The following is a 20,761-nucleotide window of genomic DNA, read 5'->3' on the forward strand; positions in this document are numbered from 1 at the left end:
TTAGTCCGATTTTCCCGAAAGGCAAAGGGCGCGGATGCCGCGTTCACGGTTTACGGCGTATCCGCCACTGTCGCCTGTTTTTCCGCGCGTTCCACGGCTTGCTGCGCCGCCCCCGCCACAGCCTTCTGTTCTTCCGGCGTGAGCACATGGTCCGTCAGCACTTCCACCTTCACATTGCGCTCGGCGAAGGAGATGCCGTGCTGATCGAAAATATCGCGCAGCTTCTGATAGGCGTCGCGCCTCACCATCCATTGCGCCCCGTTCGGCTTGGTCATGAACTTGACGCCGATGACCATGTTGAACTCTTCCATCCGCCGCACGCCCTGGAATTTGAGCGGTTCGATGAAATGCGGTCCGTAGTCGGGGTTCTCCAGCAATTCGGCGCTGACCTGTTTGACGAGTTTCTTCACCAGCCCGAGATTGGTATCGAAGGGCACGCGAAATTCGAGCTTCAGGATGATCCAGTCGCGGCTGTAATTGGTAAGCGCCTTCAGCTCGCCGAAGGGAATCGTGTGCACCGCGCCACGATGGTGGCGCACGCGCAGCGAACGGAGCGACATCCCCTCGACCGTGCCGCGCAGATTACCCTCCTCGATATATTCGCCGACACGGAAGGCGTCATCCAGCAGGAAGAAGATGCCCGATACGATGTCGCGAACCAGCGTCTGGGCGCCGAAGCCGATGGCGATACCGACCACGCCGGCGCCGGCGAGCAGCGGCCCGATATTGACGCCTAGCGAGGAAAGCACCGTAAGGGCGACGATGACCAGTACGGTCACCATGAGGAACATGCGCAGGATCGGCAGGAGCGTCGCCATGCGCGCCTCGGGACCGGGCATGGCGCCCGGCTGCGGCGGAGTGAACCCCGCGAGCCGCCGATCGATGGCCGTTTTGGCCCAGACCCAGACGAGATCGGCAATCAGGAGGGTCACCGCGACGTTCGCGAAAATAGCGAACAGCCGGCCGGCGATGGCATGCGACTGCGACAGGGTCAGGAAGCCGGTGTGCCAGGCAGAGGCGAGCGCGGCCACGGCCGAGATCAACACCACGATGCGGCCGACCCGGCGCGCGATCGGGCGATAGACCTCGTAGCGGTCGGCATCTTCCACGTCCGCGGCCTCTGGTGTGCCGCCGGCCTCGGGCAAAGGCGGGACGGCGGCTGCTTCGGCCCTCGCATCCTCTTCCGCGCGATCGAACAAATGGTCGATCAGCGCCGCGACCGCCTTCGCCACAGGCATGACGAGTGCGAGGATGGCGACCGTCCACATGAGTTGCGAGGCGCCGATCAGCCAGAGCAGGAAGATGACGACGATCAGCGCGGTGTAAAGCAGGGGCGCGACGCGGTAGAGTGCCCGGCGCCCCGGATCGGCCGGAACGGTACGGTGCCGATGGATGCGCCAGACCATCGAGATAAGCGCGGCAGCGATGAGAAGCGCGAAGATGACCGCGACAGCGAGCGCGGCGCTACGCACCTGCGCGGTGCCGCTGTCGCTCATCGCGAGATTGCTGATTATGTCGGTGATGGTCGCGCCGAAGATCGTCACCGCGGCGGCCAACACGATCCAGCGGTGGACGGTGCGCGCACGCCGGTCGTCGAGCGGCACCAGCCGCAGGTCGGAGACACGCGGCGCCAGGATAAAGCGCGAAAGCGCGCCGACAATCCTGAGCGTGACGACCGCCACAAGCAGGCCGGCCACCATGTTCTGGACGAAAGGCGCCCAGTCGAAGGCGAGGAAGGCGCCAAGCGAGCCGACGGCGAAAAGCGCGATGCCGCCGGCGCCTATCGCCATCCTCGCAAGCGCCTGGGCAAAGCGGCGCCAGAGCGTTGTCGGGCGGAGATATTCCAGGCGCACCATGAGCGGATGGAAATACTGCCAGTAGAGCCATTCGATGCCGCCGCCCACGAAGAGAAAGATCACCACATAGGTTATCGTGCGCAGCGTCTCGCCATGGGGCATTTCCTGCTGCCAGGCATCGCGGAGCACCATGGAGGCCGAGGGAAGCGCCTCGCTGGCATGATCGAGTTCGATCGCACGTGCCTTCGTCCGGCCGAGGAAGCGCATGAGTTCGTCACGCGCCATCATTGCCGGGTTGCCGCCTTGTTGTAGCGCCGGCGGCGCGGCGGCCGCGTTCTGCTTCAGCCATTCGACGATGCGAGGGTCACTCAGGAGACGAAGCAGGTCCTGAACGTCGGCCGGCGCCGGTTGGGCCGCTTCGGTGGACGGGGCGGGCTTGCTGCGGAAGAGGTTGAGGCCTTGCGCCGTTGCGGCGATGCAGCCGGGAAAGATTATTGCGATGGCAAGCGCCATCATCACGATCTTAGGACAGGCGCGCCTCATTGTGCCGGCTCCGGCTGAGGCCCGGCCGGCGCGGGCGAATGACGCCTCTCGCGCAAATCCGCCGGGCGGATATCCGGTGGGACAAGGCGCTCCACCTGCAGCCAGCCGCCATGCGGCACAAGCTGGCAGGCAAGCCGCACCTCATCGTCGGCCTCGAGCCGCCCGAGCGTCTGCCGCTCGACGTCGTTGCGGGGCGGCAAGGGAAATTCCGATCCCGCCACGCGGATACGGCAGGTGCCGCAGCGTCCGCGGCCGCGGCACAGATGCGCATGCGGGACGTGATGCATCTGCGCGATCTGCAGCACGCTCGGCCCGGCGTCCACGGTGAATTCCGGTCCACCGACCCAGGCAATGCGCAGTTTGGCATGGTCATGCTTCAGCCGGATGGCGCGGCCGATCAGCGTCAGCCCGACCAGCGCGGCAAAGAACCAGATCGCCCGCCATTTGATATGAGAGAGCGTGACGACCGCCTGCTGCAGCGCCTCGCTCGTGAGCGGAGGGTTCGGCGCCATCTCCGCCGGCTCTTCGGGAGCCTGGGCTGCCTGTTCGTCGTTTGCCGCTTCGGCGGAAGCGGGAGCGGCGCTTTCTTCGACGGCGGCCGGAGCCGGCACCATGAGCTCCTTGCCGGCGTGAACAAAGCCGAGCAGCGCAAGCACAGGAATGACGACGGCGAGCGGATAGAGGATCGCCGAGACCCGGCCCCACCAGCGCTGCACCCGCATCCAGGTGAACAGACCGATGACGCCGTGCACCCATACGAAGACGAGGGTGAAGACCTGCCGCAGGCCCTCGGTCGGCACGTCGATCCAGAACAGGCCGAGCACGCTGCGGAAGGTCGGATCGTAGTCGAAAAGGTCCGCCGCGATTATGGTGCCGACCACATGCGGTGCAAGCAGCGGAATGATGCAAAGGCTGGTGAGGAGCTGGACCGCGTCGAGCCGCGTCATCCGGAAGGTATTGCGCCAGAAGAGCGCGTGCAGCCCGAGCGCGGCGTGCGTCGTGAAGGCAAGCGCAAGCAGCGCCACGCCGGGAATGCTCGTCCAGAAACCCTGGAAATAAGGCCGGGCCGCATCCATCAATCCGACGGAATAGAGGCCGAGCGACACGTTCACGAGATGGAACGCGACATAGACGAACAGCACCAGGCCGGTCGCGATCCTGAGACGCCTTGTCATCCGTCTGTCCAGTTCCCCCGAACCGGGGCCGATTATCTCGGCAAATGTGTCGGGATGCAATCATCCCGAAGAACAGGTGGCGCTCGCAAGGATACTGTGCCCGAGCGCATCGGGTATGGATGCAAAAACCCCGCCGGATCGCTCCGGCGGGGTTCTGGTTTCACGCGATGCGGCGAAGGAATTATTCCTTGTCGCCGCCTTGCTTCTTCAGCGCGGCGCCGAGGATGTCTCCCAGCGAAGCGCCCGAATCGGTCGAGCCGTACTGGGCGACCGCCTGCTTTTCTTCCGCGATCTCCAGTGCCTTGATCGAGACGGTGAGCTTGCGGGTCTTCTTGTCGAAGGAGATGACGCGGGCGTCCACCTTCTGGCCGACGGCGAAGCGATCGGGACGCTGCTCGTCACGGTCGCGCGACAGATCGGAGCGCTTGATGAAGGTTTCGAGCCCGCTCTCGACGAGCCGGACCTCGAGGCCGCCATCCTTCACCGCGATGACCTCGCAGGTGACGACGGCGTTCTTCCTGAGCTCGCCCGAAGCCGCCGCGTCGCCGGCCTTGTCGGCCTGCAACTGCTTGATGCCGAGCGAGATGCGCTCCTTCTCGATATCGACGTCGAGCACCTGCGCCTTGACCATGTCGCCGCGATTGTACTCCTCGATGACCTGCTCGCCCGGACGCGTCCAGTCGAGGTCGGAGAGGTGCACCATGCCGTCCACGTCACCATCCAGCCCGATGAACAGGCCGAACTCGGTCTTGTTCTTGACCTCGCCCTCGACCTGGGAGCCGACCGGATGGTTATGGGCGAATGCCTCCCACGGGTTCTCGAGCGTCTGCTTCAAGCCGAGCGAGATGCGGCGCTTGGCCGGATCGACCTCGAGCACGACCACGTCGACTTCCTGCGTCGTCGACAGGATCTTGCCGGGGTGCACGTTCTTCTTCGTCCACGACATTTCCGAAACGTGAATCAGGCCCTCGATGCCGGGCTCCAGTTCGACGAAGGCGCCGTAATCGGTGATGTTGGTCACCGTGCCGGTGATGCGCTTGCCGATCGGGTACTTGGCGCCGATGCCTTCCCACGGATCCGCCTCGAGCTGCTTCATGCCGAGCGAGATGCGGTGGGTTTCCTGGTTGATGCGGATGATCTGCACCTTCACCGTCTGGCCGATATTGAGGATCTCGGTCGGATGGTTGACGCGCCTCCAGGCCATGTCGGTGACATGGAGCAGGCCGTCGATGCCGCCGAGGTCCACGAACGCGCCGTAGTCGGTGATGTTCTTGACCACGCCCTCGACCACCTGGCCTTCTTCGAGGTTCTGCACGATCTCCGAGCGCTGCTCGGCGCGGCTCTCCTCGAGCACGGTGCGGCGCGACACGACGATGTTGCCGCGGCGGCGATCCATCTTGAGGATCTCGAAGGGCTGCGGGTTGTGCATCAGCGGGGTGACGTCGCGGATCGGGCGGATGTCGACCTGGCTGCGCGGCAGGAAGGCCACGGCGCCGTCGAGATCGACGGTGAAGCCGCCCTTGACCTGGTTGAAGATGATGCCTTCGACGCGCTCGCCCTTGTTGAATTTCTCTTCGAGCCGGACCCAGCTCTCCTCGCGGCGCGCCTTCTCGCGCGACAGCATGGCTTCGCCAAGCGCGTTCTCGATGCGCTCGACATAGACCTCGACGGTGTCGCCGGGGTTCAACTCGCCGTCCTTACCCTTGACGCCGAATTCCTTCAGCGGGACGCGGCCCTCGACCTTGAGGCCGACGTCGATGATGGCCATGTCCTTTTCAATGGCCGTTACGATACCCTTGACGACCTGGCCTTCCGCGGAATGACCTTCCGAGAAGGAATCTTCGAGCATGCTCGCGAAATCGTCGCGGGTCGGATTTGCAACTGACATATGTTCTCCTGAAAAGCCCCTCGGGTCGTAGCCCTGGGGAGCGGCGCCTTGGTTCGTGTTGCGTTGGCTTCCCTCCGTTCCGGCCCTTCGGGCCGATGCCTCATCGGATATCTTCGAGGGGCATCTTCGGCGCATGTGGAACAGAGGAAAGCCGGCTTGACGGTCCAAACGCCAAAGGCGGACCGCACCTCTTAGATAAGGATGCGCCGCCTGCCGCTCAACCGCCGTTCCGCTTGGCGAGCGCCTCGTCTACATAGGCTTTCGCCGCCCGGAACGCGGTCTCTATATCCATTTCGCTCGTATCGAGCAAGTGCGCGTCGGGCGCGGGCTTGAGCGGCGAGTCGGCCCGGTTCATGTCGCGCTCGTCGCGACGGCGTATGTCCTCCAGGATCGCGGCCGCATCCGCCACGCCTCCCCTTGAAACGATCTCGTCCGTGCGCCGCGCTGCACGCACCTCGGCGCTGGCGGTGACGTAAAGCTTCACGTCCGCCTGAGGGCAGACGACGGTGCCGATGTCGCGCCCGTCGAGCACCGCGCCGGGCGGCGTGCGCGAAAATTCACGCTGTTTCTCGACCAGAGCGCGCCGCACCGCCGGCATCACCGCCACCTTCGAAGCGGCTTCACCGACCGCATGCGTGGAAAGGGCATCCCGATCAAGCGTCGAAAGATCGACCCGCCGCGCATATTCCTCCGCCAATTTCTCATCGTCGAGCGGCAGCGCCTCATCGATGAGCGCCTTGGCGACGGCGCGATAGGTGAGCCCGGTGTCGAGATGGACGAAGCCATATTCCCCCGCGATGCGGCGGGCCATGGTGCCCTTGCCGGAAGCGGCCGGCCCGTCGATGGCGATGACGAAGGGGAATGTCATGAGGTGCTTCAAGCGGAGCGGGGGCGAAAAGGCAAGGGTGTCGCAGACAAAGTTTTAGCAGCAAGATGCGCCGCGGATTTTGGGAAATATGCGACGGCTGTTATGTCGAAATGATTTTCAGTTTGTGGCGTAAGGGACATCCCTGATGGTGTTGATAACGACTTATAACAGTGAGCACTTTTCCGGCGTGGAAGCTCTCTGGGCCGAAGCATTTCCAAATGATGCGCCATGGAATGCCGCTGCCGTTTCAATCGCGGAAAAACTCCGATTCCAGCCTGACCTGATGGTAGTTGCGCTCGACGGAAACCATGTCATCGGTTCCGTGATGGCTGGCTATGAAGGGCATCGGGGATGGATTTCGCGTATAGCGGTGTTGAGCTCGCACAGAAATCGTGGTGTCGGGCGAGACCTGCTCGTAGAGGCTGAACGTCGCCTCGCGGCTCTCGGCTGCGCCAAGGTCAATCTGCAGGTCGTTGAGTCAAACTCCGATACGGTCCAGTTCTACGAAAGATCAGGCTACCGGATCGAGCCACGGATCAGCATGAGTAAGCTTCTTCCGATTTAACTTCCCAAACTGGCTATCGTGGTACGTCAACGAGCGATCGCTTGCGACGCATTCTTGCCTTTCTGCCGCTAAAATCCTGACTTTTACGATCGATTTTCTCTCTGGCCAAATGTATCAATACTGATACATTATGTCCATGAAGGCGATTGAATGGCTTCTGCATCATCTATCTGGCGGTATTGGAAGACCGCGTTTTGGTGCTTCATGCGTTCCAGAAGAAGACACAGGCCACATCAAAGAAAGATCTCGACCTGGCTGACACGCAACAGGAGGCCGCAAACTTGAAAGCGCGCTCGGCGCTGCTCTACGAGATTCGTAAGGCGGTTCAGCGTTGGGACATTTCTCAGGAGGAAGCCGCTAGGCGGCTCGGTCTGACGCGACCCCGCACCAATGATCTGCTGCGCGGCAAGCTCGCCAAGTTCTCGCTTGACGCGCTCGTCAACATCGCTGCCGCCGCGCATCTGGATATTGAAATCCGGGTAAGAGAGACAGCGTAATCCCAAGGTGTGTCACGAAAATCGGGACATTTGCGATACGAGAGGGAAGGTACCGTTGAGCCAGTACGAAAGCCTTCACTCCATCTTGTTGGAAAGCCCTCTTCTCGCTCCGATCATTGAAGACTGGGAAAAACTCGAACTGCCCGATTGCTGGTTGGTCGCTGGTTCTCTCGCTCAAACCGTTTGGAACCATGTTTTCAACCTGCCGTTGGCCTACGGGATTTCCGATGTCGATATCGTCTATTTTGAGCCGCACGATCTTTCCCAAGGCACCGAGGCGCGACATGCGGCTAGAATCAGAAAGGCTTTTTCGCATCTGCCGGTATGGATCGACGTGAAAAACGAAGCTCGCGTACACCTGTGGTACGCGGCCAAATTCGGCTCTGCGATTACCCCCTACACCTCGACAGTTGATGCCATCACGACGTTTCCAACAACAGCAACCGCAATCGGCCTACGGAAATCACCCCACGGTCTGCGACTGAGTGCTCCTTTCGGTGTCGATGATCTGCTTAGGGCCGTCGTCAGACCAAACAAGAAGCAGATCAGGCGCGAAATCTACGAGGCGAAAATCTCGCGATGGATCAAGATATGGCCGAATCTTACGATCATCGAGTGGGATGCCGATCCGTCGCAGAAGTCAGCTGCAAAATTCTAAGCACGCGACAGACTTTACGATAACCTGAACGGGCGTTTTCCGCCCAAGGTTGATGGCGGCCGCCATCGCTGACGCCAGCTATTGAGCAAATATGAAAAGGACTGCTGCTTATACCGTGGACGAAATTCGGCCACAGAGCCATTGCCGTCAGAAAATCCGCTTTCAAAACAGCCACTTTGGCCGCCTTCGGACTTTTCGCAAACCGGATTTCTTCACGCCTCCCGCCCTTCCTTCATAATCCCCGTCAGTTCCTCCCATCGGGAACACCGATCATGACGGTGATTGCGTGGGGAGGAGCCGGCGCCTCCGCCTTGATGCCGACGCGACATCATGGCCGGGGAGGTTCCGTCTGGAGGTTCCCCTGGGGGCACTATGACCCCTGCGTGCCGGTAGAAGGTACACAGACCCCGGGACGAGCGCTGAACCTGTTCGGAGTGACTACCCTTCGGCAGGTTCAGGGTGAGGCTCGGGGAGCAGCGGAACAGGCGGGAACAGAAATCGCCGGACGGGCGGCCGCAAGGTCGCACGTAATTTACTAGATGAGCGAGCCTGCGGCCGCCCGTCTTTCCCGACCTTCGTTCCTGAAGGTCCGTTCTTTGACAATGGCCAGGGCCGAAGGGCAGCGTGGCGAGGACGGAGCGTGTGCAATGATAGATACGGAAAGATCACAGCCCCTTCGCACCCCCCTCTGTCCTGCCGGACATCTCCCCCTCAAGGGGGGAGATTGGCTGGCATCACCGCTTCCGCAAACCTTCAAAGCTGAAGGAAAGGGTGTAAGCGGCACGGCCGGCTGATCTCCCCCCTTGAGGGGGCGATGTCCGGCAGGACAGAGGGGGGTGCGAAGGGGCGGAAGCCTCTCCGGCTTTGAGGAAATGCCCCTACCCGATCTCCGCGCCCAAATCTCGCATCAGCCCCATGAATTCCGGAAAGGAGGTCGCGATCATGTTGGCGTCATCGACGGTCACCGGCTTTTCGGCCGCCAGGCCGAGCACGAGGAAGCTCATGGCGATACGGTGGTCGAGATGGGTGGCTACCGCCCTCTCCCCACCCGAGCCGCCGAGGCCCTTGCCGCCGGGACGGCCGCGCACGGCCAAAAAGTCCTTACCTTCCGTGCAGTCGACGCCGTTGCCTTCCAGTCCGCGCGCCACGGCGGCGAGGCGGTCGCTTTCCTTGACGCGCAATTCGTCGAGCCCCTGCATCAGCGTCTGGCCCTCGGCGAAGGCGGCCGCCATAGCCAGCACCGGATATTCGTCGATCATGGAGGGCGCACGCTCGGCCGGCACGGTCACGCCGCGAAGCTCGGAATGCATGACGCGGAGATCGGCGACATCCTCGCCGCCGGCGTCGCGACCGTTCAGGAACTCGATCGAAGCGCCCATTTCGAGAAGCGTGGTAATGAGGCCAGTGCGGGTCGGGTTCATCAGCACGTTCTCTATAATAATGTCGGAGCCCGGCACGATGAGCGCCGCAACAAGCGGAAAGGCGGCGGAAGACGGGTCGCCCGGCACGACGATGGCGCGGCCGGTGAGTTTACCCTGGCCCTGGAGGCGGATATGCCGCGCGCCTTCCTGATCGGTCTCTATTTCCAGTTCGGCGCCGAAGCCCCGAAGCATCTTTTCGGTGTGATCGCGCGTCATCACCGGCTCGACGACCGTGGTGACGCCCGGCGTGTTCAAGCCCGCGAGCAGGACGGCCGACTTGACCTGGGCGGACGCCATCGGGACGCGATAGACGATCGGCGCGGTCGCCTTTGGGCCGTGCAGCGTGATCGGCATGCGGTCGCCTTCGGCCGCCTTCACGACCTGCACGCCCATCTGTCTGAGCGGATCCAGCACGCGGCCCATGGGGCGCTTCGACAGCGAGGCGTCGCCGATGAACGTCGTCTCCATGTCATAGGCACCGACGAGGCCCATCGTCAGCCGCGAGCCCGTGCCGGCATTGCCGAAATCGAGCGGCGCGATCGGCTCCAGCAACGCGCCGTTGCCGGTGCCGCGGATCACCCATTCGTCGCCTTCCTTGCCGATGACAGCGCCCATTGCCTTCATCGCCTCGCCGGTGCGCATGACATCCTCGCCTTCGAGCAAGCCGCTGATGCGCGTCTCGCCCGCAGCAAGGCCGCCGAACATGAAGGAGCGGTGCGAGATCGACTTGTCGCCAGGCACCCGGACATGTCCGGAAAGGCCGGCGGAACGGCGCGAGACGGCAGGGCGCGGCGGCGCTTGATGGGTCATGGCGGTGGCGGTGTTTTTCCGGGTTGCGGCATCCCTTGCGGGCGCGGTTCCCTAACACGGCTTCGGCTAGCGGTCACCCCTCGATCACAATCGGGTTTCACCCTCAAATCCGCCCGGTTCCGCCCGCTGTCGGCGCTTCGTTCGATAGGCTTTGACACAGCCGCCCGATGTGGATATGGGGACCGGACTTTTCAGAAACCCTGTTGCCGTCCCCAACCCGTCTGCGGGCGGCCGGCGCGACCGCTAAGCGCACCAGAGACGACGAGGCAGAACCGTGGCGAAACCTGAACTTGGCACAAAACGCATCGACCCGGAAACCGGGCGCAAATTCTACGACCTGAACAAGGATCCGATCGTTTCCCCCTATACCGGCAAGAGCTATCCGCGCTCCTATTTCGAGACGGAAAGCGACAATGCCGTCGAGGAGGAGGAAGAGGTGGAAACCAAGGAGCTCGACGAGGAGGAGGCCGATACCGAGACCGTCTCGCTCGAGGAGGCCGACGAGGAGGCGTCCGGCAAGTCCGACGACACCGTCGATCTCGGTGACGACGACGAAGAGGTCGACCTCGGCGACGAGGACGACGATACCTTCCTGGAGGAAGAGGAAGAGGACGACGACGATGTTTCCGACATCATCGGCGTCGGCGGAGACGACGAGGAAAGCTGAGGCATGTCTCCCCGAAAGCCGGAACAGCTTTCGGGGTGAAGACATGCGCGAAACCAAGAAGCTAAGGCGCGAAGAGCGTATCCGAAAGATCGCGATGCGCTTCAAGCGGGCGGCCCGCGCGACATCGCGGGAGAAAAGCCGGCGGCCGGGGCTTGATCTCGCCGGACCGCCGGTTTAGAAGCCGCCTTCATATGGCGCGGGCCCCATCCCGCGCTTCTGTCCGCCGGGCCGAAACGCGGCTCGGCCGAGTGGGGCCATAGCTCAGTTGGGAGAGCGCTTGAATGGCATTCAAGAGGTCGTCGGTTCGATTCCGATTGGCTCCACCAATAAATTCAATAAGTTAGCAGTAATCTGGAAACTGGCTATAAATTTTGTAGCCACATTGTAGCCAGAAGGTTGTGAGAAGCGCCATCGCGGAGCTTGCAAATCGTCCCGTTCAGTCTCATATTGCGCCCAGAGTTCCAGAGCCGGCTTCAGGTCGGTGGGGTGAAAGGAAGCCTGCTCCGCATCATCCCAAATAAGGAGTTTGCAGCATTTTCTTCGGTTAGCCTTGCTCTGTAGGCGATATGGCGCCCAGGGCAAGCAGGTGGCGAGCTGAGGAACTGGAATCGACCCACGCGGTCGAGGGCAGTTCCTTGGCGGAATATGTCCTCGGCATTCGAGGACATAAAATGAACGATCCAATTCTTCTCGCTAGCCTTATTCTCACCGCTTTTTGCGGGGTGGGTACAATCGGCGTCGCGGTGTTATCGGCTATACTTCCCGACGCGTCCATGGCTCCGCTAGTGAGCCAAACATTCCGGCTGCTGGCTTTTCTTTTCTCCGTTGGTGCCGGCGCGATTATCTTCAGAGCATTAGGATAGTGCGCGATAATGAAGGAACCCGCCTCCCTTTCAGGAAGCGGGCTGGTGCTTTATTCGGCACACCAGATAAATATGCCGATCGCCATTAGGGAAAATGACGCTGGGATAAATTCTAGTATTTTGTGAACACCGACCCAGGTATGTGGGTCCGCTAGCCATGGAGACGATGCGAACTGGCTCGCGAGTCCTACCACAGAGAGCGGCACCCATTTCCCGTCATACAGATAGGCGAAAATCTGCAAGCCGATGATAGCAAGACCAGCGAGGACAAAAACGCCCCCGAAGATAAATTGGAAAATCCGGCCGCACCGTTCAATTACGGTCATACCCGCCCCCACAACTTTATGCCAGCCGCGATAATACCAAGCCAACGCCCCGCGGCAACAGCCGCAACCGTTAGCACCCGCTCACGCGCGCCACGCCTCTACTATATGCCCTTCTCATCGCGCCACGTTATGCGCCGCACCCATCGCACGCCGTCCAATCTGCGCACCGTCATGGCCTCTAATTCCGCTATCGACGGATAGGCCGGCTCTACCTCCGGCCGGCTGCCTGGCTCGCATTGTTCGCAGCGCATCCGGTATTCTAAATCGTCAACCGGCACGTCGCCAAATAGCTGCAGGAGATCACCGGGCCGATAGTAGCGGGTATTGTTATGGCGCTTGCACGTCACGCGAATAAGCGCGCCGTGTTGGCTGGCGTGCGACAGCGTAAACGCTCCTTTGCGCTTCGGATAATATTGCTCCGGCATAAGGAACAGAAAGGGAACATATTCCGTAAGGAGTCAAGGGTTGACGCTCGCCGCGGTGCCGCGCATTTTGCATGCGGGTTTTAGCGGAGGGGATGATGGCAGTTCTTCTGTCCAAGTTAAATCATAAGTCGGTATCTGACACGCAACCTGGCGAGCTTTATCGCATGCCCCTTCGCGGAGAGTATGCGATCTGCGTCACTTTGGAAGTGCGCGACGGGGGACAGTTCCTCTTAGGAATACTACGGTCTCCGTCTGTTGATCGGCCTTCATATCTAATTACGGACGGACGGATTCCGTGTGTCTCGTATGGAACGGAATGGCTGATCGAACCTGTTTATGGTGACGATAGTTTCCCGTCGAGCGGCTACGCTGAACGCACGGAGCGCGTCCTGTATTTGGCGCCGGACAGGGCATTGCTACGATTTGATCGACCGCAGACCCCCAATTCATTCGACTATGTTTTCGGTAACCTCCTCGCGGGCGGATGCATGGATCGTAGCCAAAACGATATCCCTGTAAGCCAATGGTGTGTGTGGGCATCGGAAGCCGATCGTAGCCGTGCTGACGCAGTTCCCGTTGTTCAGTTCGGCGCCACGCAAAATGATGGTGAGGGCACCAGATGACAAAGAAATCGGTCGGCCGCCGTCCTACACAAACGACGACGACAACAGCGGCGAGGCCCACTGTTGTCACGTCTCGGCCGGGAGGCGAACAGGATTCCGCAAAACCGGCGACACGGCCAGAAACAACGGGATCAGGCGCAACGCCGCCCGACAAGCCACGTCGTTAGGTTATCTCCAGCGAATATCGATCTGCGATATCTGAGTACGCGGAATGTACGATATGATTGAGGCGCCGACACTGTTCGGTTTCTCAAATAGCAGTTCCGTGTCATCGGCGCGGATAACTTTGGTGACATACAGCGCAACTCCGTCTTCGTTTAGCGTAATTTTGTTGACCGGCACATCGTTCGGCACTTGTGCAAAATCCGCCTCAAGTATTCGCCCGTCCGTCAAATGGACCTGCGCATAATCCCACGTCCTTTTTGCGTTGGTTATTGAACGCCATGCTGATGGCTGATGGTCATCTTCGTAGACCTGCATCCTCTTCATGCAGCGGGACACTAAATCGCTGCCCCATCCCCTCCAATACAGAGCAATTCCAACCGCAGCTGCGATCACGACCGCTCCCTTCAGGACGGCGACCGGAAGACCGATAGTGAACAAATCTGGGCAGAGGGAAAACGTCAGCCATCGAACTGCTTCAGCCGCAAGGCGCCCTACAAGTCCAAAAACCAAGACTTTGAATATCACATCCTCGGTGCGGTCGACGTCACCCGTCCCAGCCATAGAGATTCGATATCCCAAATAACCCGCAGCAATGATCAACTGCAGATCGATTGCCATTCCTATCAATTCACCCATTTTCAACCCCCTTGTCCGTCAATGCGGATATTATGCGGCTTGCTCAGTATTACGCATCCCTATCCCACATGTTTTCAGAGTTCTCGCTTCTATTCCGCTTCACCCACCAAATTCACCTTGTCTTCAAGTCTGATCGGAGTTCAGGATTCGCCTGTTTCTTCATCAAGGGACCATAGATGGACGGAGAGCGCTTCGAGAAGGACTGCCCATCCCTTAAGCTCGCCGAAAAGCTCGTCACGATGGTTCGAGATTGCTCCGTTTCGGTCCACCAGCTTCCTTATAAGCCGTTGAAATCGCCAAGAATCCTTGGTTTCAAGGTTTTGCCGCGATGACCGGTACAAAGCCTTGACTCCGGGAGAGCGGAGAAAAAGCGCAGCCGCAGGTAGAGCCGGAACCTTCGAGGCCCTTTGCGACGCCCTCGGCGACACCTGCTGTTCCTTCGACCCAACGCAATGCCGAAACTTCTTCAAAGCCGCGGATGCAAGGCCGATTAGTCGCGACAAGTTTTCGTTCATGGCTTATCCGTTTCGTCTCGCGGTACGCCGTCAGGAAAAAGCCGTTGACCCTCGCTCACTTCGGAAAGATGGTTTCGGAGCACCTGCCCGGCAAAGGTGACATGCTCGGTCATCAGATAGTCGGCGCGCGCTGCGTCCCGCTCTGCGATCGCTTCGGTTATGCGCCGGTGGTCGTCGTGTGAACGCTTGATGATGTGATAATCGTTCCAGAGGATGATCCGGTCGGAGGCCAGCGGCACGTTGTGTGTCTGACGTACGAATTCGCGTAACCAATGATTCTCCGAGGCACCGATGATCGTGTCGTGGAATTCCACATTCATCTTGCGGTAGGGCACGAGATCGGCCGGGTCGAGCCGTCCGCTGGCGAGGATCTCGTCGCCGCTTCGTACGTATCCCCACAATCGGTCAAGCGTGGCCTTGGATAGTCCCCGGCGCGCGCACAGGCTGCATGCAAGCGCCTCCAGCCTGGCGCGGACCTCGAAGGCTGCGACCACCTCCGCCAGCGAGAAGGCGCGCACGGAGTAGCCCCGGTTGGGCCTATATTCGAGAAGCCCCTCCTTCGTCAGGTTTGCCAGCGCTTCGCGGACTGGGGTTCGCGAAAAGCCCATTTCATCGGACAGCGGCGTCTGGTGAAGTTTTGTTCCCGGCGCGATCTGACCGACAAGGATGCGCTCCCGAAGCGCATCGGCGACATCGCGAGAGGTGGTGGACGGCTTCATACAGCTCTTTCTGGATAAAATATTAAACCCAATGACGCATCCGTCTTGACATTCTCGGCCGTAGATGATGTTGAGGCAACATAATTTTATCCAATCCTGGATCTGCCCACAAGGAAGTGGATGGTGGATGCAGGCCCCGGAGGAAGGGCGTCGTGGTGAACCATCAGCCGGACCGGCGCATTGCCATCGTTACCGGCGGGACCGGTGGCATCGGCCGCGCCATCTGCGAGGCGCTCGCCGCCGACGGACTGCGTGTCGCCGTGGTCGACCGCAACATCGAACGCGCGAGTGCCGTGGCCGCGGGGCTTGGCGGCGAGGGTCATGTCGGCTACGCGGCGGACGTCTCGGACGAGGTTTCCGTAACCAGCCTGTTCAGGGAAGTACGGACCGCCTTGGGTCCGGTGTCCGTGCTCGTCACAGCGGCGGGCATCCTGCTTTTGAGACCTGACGGAAGCCGCAAGCCGATCGCCGAAACACCGCTCGAGGACTGGGAGCATACCCAGGCGGTCAATTCCCGCGGCGTGTTCCTCTGCTGCCGCGAATATGCGCGCGAGGTTCCGGACGCGGCGACGCATCCTCGCATCGTCACTATCTCGTCGGTGGCGGCGCAGCTCGGCGGCTTCCGCTCCAGCGCAGCCTACATCGCCAGCAAGGCGGCCGTTCTCGGCTTCACGAAGGCGCTCGCGCGCGAACTGGCGGAAAAGCAAGTCAGCGTGAATTCGGTGGCTCCGGGCATCATCGATGCGCCGATGCTGCGCCTTTCACTCGATCCCGCCAATGACGATCCGGTGGCCGCGAGCATTCCGCTCGGCCGTATCGGTCAGCCGGAAGACGTCGCGCAGGCCGTGCGCTTCCTGGTCTCTCCAGGAGCCGGTTACCTGACCGGCACGGTCATCGACGTCAATGGCGGCTACCGGATGCAGTGATCTCGTCGGCAATCCAAGGGAGGAAATGAAATGTCGAAATGGAATGCAATCGTCGTCGGCGCATTGGCGAGCCTCGCTCTCGCCACGGGGCCGGCAATGGCCCAGGACCCGGGCGTCACCGACACGTCGGTGAAGATCGGCATCTTCGCCCCGCTCTCGGGCCCGGCGATGGCCTATGGCTTCGACGTCGTGAACGCCGCCAAGATGTACTACGACAAGGTGAATGCCGATGGCGGCATCAACGGCCGCAAGATCGAATACACCGTCGAAGACACGCGCTGCAACGCCAACGACCTCGTCGCGGCGGTGAAGAAGCTCGTTGAGCAGGACAATGTCTTCCTGCTGAATGGCGGTTCCTGCTCAGCGGCGACCATGGCGGCCAAGGACTATGTGGTCCGCAACAAGATCCCGATGTTGATGCTCAATGCATCCGGAGACGGAGCGCTTTATCCGCCGACCGATTATATCTACGGCGCCTTCTCCATATCGCAGCACGCAGCGGGTGGCTCGGTGATCCAGTTCGCCGCGGAGCAGCTGAAGGCGAAAAAGATCGCCTACGTCAATCATGACGACGCCTACGGAAGCTGGAACCTCGAAGCCGCGAAATTCATGGCTGAGAAGACCGGCACGGAACTGGCGGTGGAATCGATCAATCCCACGATCACCGATGTCACGGCGCCGATGCTGAAGCTGAAGGCCGCCAATCCGGACGCGCTGGTGCTTCTCACCTACGCACGACCGGCCGCGCTGATCATCAAGAAGGCCCGCGAACTCGGTTTCGACAAGCCGATCGTGCTGACCGTCACCGGGACGGCCAATCTCGGCCAGCTTGTCGACAATGTGGGAGGGCCAGACGCTCTGAAGAACTTCTACACGCAGGAAGTCCTGGCCGACGTTCCCGGAGGGCCGAAGCTCCAGTGGGTCTACGACATGTACAAGAAGGCGTATCCCGAGCTGGCCGCCAAGCCCGACCACCCGCAGGCCTACATGCCCTATGGCGTGGCTTCGGCGATGACGGTGGTCGAAGCGCTGAAGGCCGCCGGCAAGGACCTTACCCGGGAGAAGGTCGTCGAAGTCCTGAAGACCCTGAAGGTGGACACGAAGGTCATGGCGGGGCCCATCGAATTCGGCCCGACGGATCGCGCCGGCCAGGAATCCACGATCTACATGAAATTCGACGGCAAGACCACGACGCGCATTCCCGGCGTCTACACCAACCTCTGGCAGTACAAGGGCTGACGGCCAAAGCGCGCCGGGCCGGAGCCTGTCCGGCGCGCACTTTCCCAAGGTGATGGTGACCTGCCATGACGCTCGATATCGTTCTCCTGTTTCTGCAGCAGGGTATCGCCTCCGGCCTCGTCGTCGGCAGCATCTATGCGCTGATAGCGCTTGCCCTGGTGATCATCTTCAAGACCTCCGAGGTGCCGAACTTCGCGCAGGGGGAGCTCTATATGGCAGGCGGCTACCTCGCTCTTTTTCTCGTCGTGTTCGAAGCCGTGCCGCAGGCTGTGGCTATTCCCGCAACGGTCATACTCCTGTTCCTCGGGGCGGCCTTCTTCCAGCGCGTCGTCCTCGATAGGGTCTGGCGCTCAAAGGGAAGTCCGATCAATCTGGTCATCGCGACGCTCGGACTGTCGTATTTCCTCAAGGGAATAGTCCGGAACACCGGGTTCGGCGATACGCCCCGCACCTTTCCGTCGATGGTGTCCACCCAGTCCGTCATGATCGGCCAGGCCTCCGTCACCATCCTCGATCTGGTGATCTTCGGCACCGCCGTCGCAGTCATGATCGCCTTCTTCCTGATGTTCAACTTCACAAAGCTCGGCCGCGCCATGCGCGCGATGGGCATGAACGAGCGCGCCGCGGCGCTGGTCGGTGTCGATCTCAACAGGATGAAGATGATGGTCTGGGGCTTTTCCGGCGCGATCTCCGCCATCGCGGCTATCCTGATCGCGCCGAAGCTTTTGATGACCGCCGACATGGGCCACATCGTGATCCTCGGCTTCGCGGCGGCGATCGTCGGCGGATTCACCAGCCTTCCCGGCGCCGTGGTCGGCGGTTTCGTCATCGGGATCGTCGAGAACCTCGTCGGACTGTTCATTTCCTCGAACGCCATCGTGCTCGCGCCCTTCGTGGCGATCATGATCGTCCTCGTGCTGCGTCCGCAGGGCCTTTTCGGCGGACGTGTCCAGATGAAGAAGGTCTGAGATGAGCAGGCCCGTCGCCGCGCTTCTCGTTCTCGTCTGCCTGGCGGTGCTTGCCGCCGTGCCGCTCTTCGGCTCGGGCTACATCGTCTACATCGCCAATCTGCTGCTCGTTTTCGTGGTCCTTTGCCTGGGCCTTCATATCGTTATCGGCGAGACCGGGCAGTTCGCGCTGGCGCATGCCGCCTTCTACGGCATCGGCATCTATACGGCCGCGCTTGTCGGCAATGCCTATGCCCTTCCCTTTCCGTTGCCCGTACTTGCGGGTGGCCTGGTCGCCGGCGTCATAGGGGTGGTGCTGGGAGCCGCCGCCCTGCGCATGCGCGACATCTATCTGGCGCTTGCCACCTTCGCCTTCGGCGAGGCGATGCAGTGGGTATTCCTCAACTGGACAGTCGTGACCGGTGGCCCGAACGGACTTTCGATCAGCCCAGCCACCTTCTTCGGCATCGCCATCGTGAACGACAAGGAGGCCTATCCGTTCGTCGCTGCCCTCGCGGTGCTGATGGCGGCCGTCACGCTCGTCATATCACGCTCCAGGCTCGGCCGGTCGTTCCGCGCGGTGCGCGATTCCGAGATCGCGGCCATGGCCATGGGCGTTCCGGTGCGACGGACGAAAGTGACTGCTTTCGCGCTGTCGGCGGTGCTTGCCGGCGTGGCGGGAGGGATGTTCGCCACGTTCTCCACCTTCATCCATCCCGATAGTCTCGGCTTCCAGACGACGATCCTGGTGCTCACCATGATCGTCGTAGGCGGCCTCGGCTCGATCTTCGGTGCGGTGAGCGGCGCCATCTTCTTCGGCCTCGTCTCCGAACTCCTGCGCCAGGCTCCGCAATTCCAGGAGATCATCTACGGCCTCATCCTCATGGTTTTCATGATGTATGCGCCGCGCGGCCTGTTCGCGGCAGCCGCGGCGAAGCTCGGGGGCAACCGCCATGGCTGACCCCATACTCGCCGTGGACGGTCTCACCATGCGCTTCGGCGGGCTCGTCGCCGTCAACGATTTCAGCCTGAAGGTGGAACGCGGCGCGATCCATGCCCTGATCGGTCCGAACGGCGCCGGCAAATCCACCACTTTCAACGCCATCTCGGGCCTTTATCGGCCGACGGCCGGCCGTGTCGCCTTCGAGGGACGCGATGTGACAGCCGCCGGTGCAAGCACGCGCGCCGGCCTGGGTATTGCCCGTACCTTCCAAAATTTGGAGCTCTTCGGCACGTTGAGCGTCCTGGAGAACGTCCTCATCGGCAGCCACGTGCATTGCGGCGGCAGCATCCGAGACATGCTCGCGGCCCGGCCCAGGGGGGCTGCCGCGCACGCGGAAGCTCTTCTCGACAGGGTCGGCCTCACCGATTTCAGGGACGTACCGGCCGCAAGCCTCGACTTCGGGCGCCAGAAGCTTCTCGAGATCGCCCGCGCACTTGCGATCCGGCCGCGGCTGCTGCTCCTCGACGAGCCCGCCGCCGGTCTTCGCAACCGCGAGATCGGCGCGCTCGATACCATGCTGTCGGAGCTTGCGCGCAAGGACGGCATCACCATCCTCCTCGTCGAGCACGTGATGCAACTGGTCATGTCGATATCCGACACCATCACCGTCCTCAACTTCGGCACCAAGATCGCCGAAGGCCGGCCGGCGGCGGTGCGGTCTGACCCCGCCGTCGTGGAAGCCTACCTTGGCAGGGAGGCGACCGATGGCGCCGCTGCTTGAACTGCGCAGCATCTCGGCCAGCTACGGCCGGATACAGGCGCTGTCCGGCGTTTCGCTCAGCGTACCCGAAGGCGAGATCGTGTCGCTTCTCGGTGCCAACGGCGCCGGCAAGACCACGACGCTGAACGTCGTCTCCCGCCTTGTGCCGGTTACGGTGGGCTCCGTTCTCTTCGACGGCACGGCGATCGAACGCTGGGCGCCGCACAAGGTCGTCGGTCATGGTGTCGTCCAGGTACCCGAGGGCCGCGAAATCTTCCACGACATGAGCGTACGGGAAAATCTCCTGATGGGGGCCTACCGCCGCACCGACGCCAATGCGGCCGCGAGCGATTTCGAACGGGTCCTCGAGTATTTTCCGGTCCTGAGGGAGAGGCTTCGCCAGAAAGCCGGAACTCTGTCCGGAGGCGAACAGCAGATGCTTCTTATCGCCAGGGCGCTGATGGCCCGTCCTCGCCTCGTCCTCCTGGACGAGCCTTCGCTCGGCCTCTCACCCCGCCTCGTCCAGCAGATCTTCGATATCGTCAGGCGCCTCAACCGCGAGGAGCGATTGACGATCCTTCTCGTCGAGCAAAACGCATCGGTGGCGCTCGCCGTTTCCTCCTACGCCTACATATTGGAGAACGGCGAGATCGCCATCGAGGGACCCTCCGAACAGCTTCGCGCCGATGACACGGTGCGCAAGACCTATCTGGGCAATTGAGGGCACGGATCCGATGAACACGGCCTCCCGTCCGGATCACGCCCGTCCATTTGCCGGGCGAGGGA

General features: G+C 61.6%; 17 protein-coding genes, 1 tRNA gene and 1 pseudogene. 12 read left to right on the forward strand and 7 right to left on the reverse strand.

Annotated elements, in window-relative coordinates; translation table 11 throughout:
- Window positions 1-50: 50 nt before the first annotated feature.
- The 4 genes from RBH77_RS00260 to cmk form a co-directional block, all read right to left on the reverse strand.
- Window positions 51-2,339 (reverse strand): mechanosensitive ion channel domain-containing protein, encoded by a 2,289-nt coding sequence (locus RBH77_RS00260; RefSeq protein WP_311030122.1) that lies wholly within the window; start codon window positions 2,337-2,339, stop codon window positions 51-53.
- A complete protein-coding gene (locus RBH77_RS00265; protein WP_311030123.1) occupies window positions 2,336-3,514 on the reverse strand; it encodes a 2Fe-2S iron-sulfur cluster-binding protein in 1,179 nt (392 codons plus the stop codon). Before RBH77_RS00265 ends, RBH77_RS00260 begins: the two co-directional genes overlap by 4 nt.
- Window positions 3,515-3,695: 181 nt before the next feature.
- Complete coding sequence (gene rpsA / locus RBH77_RS00270) at window positions 3,696-5,402, reverse strand: 30S ribosomal protein S1 (protein WP_311030124.1); 1,707 nt, start codon at window positions 5,400-5,402, stop codon at window positions 3,696-3,698.
- Between the two features lie 217 nt (window positions 5,403-5,619).
- The gene (gene cmk, locus RBH77_RS00275) at window positions 5,620-6,270 is read right to left on the reverse strand and encodes a (d)CMP kinase (RefSeq protein ID WP_311030125.1); all 651 of its coding nucleotides are present in this window, start codon (window positions 6,268-6,270) and stop codon (window positions 5,620-5,622) included.
- 145 nt (window positions 6,271-6,415) lie between these two features.
- Between cmk and RBH77_RS00280 the strand changes: the two genes are divergently transcribed.
- From RBH77_RS00280 to RBH77_RS00290, 4 genes and pseudogenes are all read left to right on the forward strand, one after another.
- The gene (locus RBH77_RS00280; RefSeq protein ID WP_311030126.1) at window positions 6,416-6,835 is read left to right on the forward strand and encodes a GNAT family acetyltransferase; all 420 of its coding nucleotides are present in this window, start codon (window positions 6,416-6,418) and stop codon (window positions 6,833-6,835) included.
- A 155-nt stretch (window positions 6,836-6,990) separates the two neighbouring features.
- Window positions 6,991-7,092, forward strand: a pseudogene (locus RBH77_RS23940) (type II toxin-antitoxin system RelE/ParE family toxin); the annotation flags it as partial.
- A 24-nt stretch (window positions 7,093-7,116) separates the two neighbouring features.
- The gene (locus RBH77_RS00285; RefSeq protein ID WP_371832902.1) at window positions 7,117-7,332 is read left to right on the forward strand and encodes a helix-turn-helix domain-containing protein; all 216 of its coding nucleotides are present in this window, start codon (window positions 7,117-7,119) and stop codon (window positions 7,330-7,332) included.
- A 55-nt stretch (window positions 7,333-7,387) separates the two neighbouring features.
- Window positions 7,388-7,990, forward strand: coding sequence for a nucleotidyltransferase family protein (locus RBH77_RS00290; RefSeq protein ID WP_311030127.1), 603 nt, complete (start codon window positions 7,388-7,390; stop codon window positions 7,988-7,990).
- 878 nt (window positions 7,991-8,868) lie between these two features.
- On the opposite strand, the gene aroA is transcribed toward RBH77_RS00290, so the two are convergent.
- Window positions 8,869-10,221: a 3-phosphoshikimate 1-carboxyvinyltransferase gene (gene aroA, locus RBH77_RS00295; RefSeq protein ID WP_311030128.1), complete on the reverse strand. Its 1,353-nt coding sequence runs from the start codon at window positions 10,219-10,221 to the stop codon at window positions 8,869-8,871.
- Between the two features lie 274 nt (window positions 10,222-10,495).
- Here aroA and RBH77_RS00300 point away from each other — a divergent pair, with 274 nt between their 5' ends.
- Both RBH77_RS00300 and RBH77_RS00305 read left to right on the forward strand, forming a co-directional pair.
- A complete protein-coding gene (locus RBH77_RS00300) occupies window positions 10,496-10,888 on the forward strand; it encodes a TIGR02300 family protein (RefSeq protein WP_311030129.1) in 393 nt (130 codons plus the stop codon).
- A gap of 250 nt (window positions 10,889-11,138) precedes the next feature.
- Window positions 11,139-11,214: transfer RNA gene (locus RBH77_RS00305), tRNA-Ala, on the forward strand.
- A gap of 2,079 nt (window positions 11,215-13,293) precedes the next feature.
- Here RBH77_RS00305 and RBH77_RS00310 read toward each other — a convergent pair.
- Window positions 13,294-13,926, reverse strand: a complete 633-nt coding sequence (locus RBH77_RS00310) for a hypothetical protein (RefSeq protein WP_311030130.1) — start codon at window positions 13,924-13,926, stop codon at window positions 13,294-13,296.
- Between the two features lie 511 nt (window positions 13,927-14,437).
- A complete protein-coding gene (locus RBH77_RS00315; RefSeq protein WP_311030131.1) occupies window positions 14,438-15,160 on the reverse strand; it encodes a GntR family transcriptional regulator in 723 nt (240 codons plus the stop codon).
- 152 nt (window positions 15,161-15,312) lie between these two features.
- Here RBH77_RS00315 and RBH77_RS00320 point away from each other — a divergent pair, with 152 nt between their 5' ends.
- The 6 genes from RBH77_RS00320 to RBH77_RS00345 all read left to right on the forward strand — a co-directional run bounded on the left by RBH77_RS00320 (window position 15,313) and on the right by RBH77_RS00345 (window position 20,696).
- A complete protein-coding gene (locus tag RBH77_RS00320) occupies window positions 15,313-16,086 on the forward strand; it encodes an SDR family NAD(P)-dependent oxidoreductase (RefSeq protein ID WP_311030132.1) in 774 nt (257 codons plus the stop codon).
- A 30-nt stretch (window positions 16,087-16,116) separates the two neighbouring features.
- Window positions 16,117-17,325: an ABC transporter substrate-binding protein gene (locus RBH77_RS00325; protein ID WP_311030133.1), complete on the forward strand. Its 1,209-nt coding sequence runs from the start codon at window positions 16,117-16,119 to the stop codon at window positions 17,323-17,325.
- A gap of 65 nt (window positions 17,326-17,390) precedes the next feature.
- Window positions 17,391-18,293 (forward strand): branched-chain amino acid ABC transporter permease, encoded by a 903-nt coding sequence (locus tag RBH77_RS00330; RefSeq protein ID WP_311030134.1) that lies wholly within the window; start codon window positions 17,391-17,393, stop codon window positions 18,291-18,293.
- Window position 18,294: 1 nt separating this feature from the next.
- The gene (locus RBH77_RS00335) at window positions 18,295-19,233 is read left to right on the forward strand and encodes a branched-chain amino acid ABC transporter permease (protein WP_311030135.1); all 939 of its coding nucleotides are present in this window, start codon (window positions 18,295-18,297) and stop codon (window positions 19,231-19,233) included.
- Entirely contained in the window at window positions 19,226-19,996 is a 771-nt protein-coding gene (locus tag RBH77_RS00340) for an ABC transporter ATP-binding protein (protein ID WP_311030136.1), read from the forward strand. Before RBH77_RS00335 ends, RBH77_RS00340 begins: the two co-directional genes overlap by 8 nt.
- Complete coding sequence (locus RBH77_RS00345) at window positions 19,980-20,696, forward strand: ABC transporter ATP-binding protein (RefSeq protein WP_311030137.1); 717 nt, start codon at window positions 19,980-19,982, stop codon at window positions 20,694-20,696. The genes RBH77_RS00340 and RBH77_RS00345 overlap by 17 nt, the downstream gene beginning before the upstream one ends.
- The last annotated feature ends 65 nt before the right edge of the window (window positions 20,697-20,761 follow it).

This window comes from Mesorhizobium koreense (genome assembly GCF_031656215.1).
GTDB classification, from domain to species: Bacteria; Pseudomonadota; Alphaproteobacteria; order Rhizobiales; family Rhizobiaceae; genus Mesorhizobium_L; species Mesorhizobium_L koreense.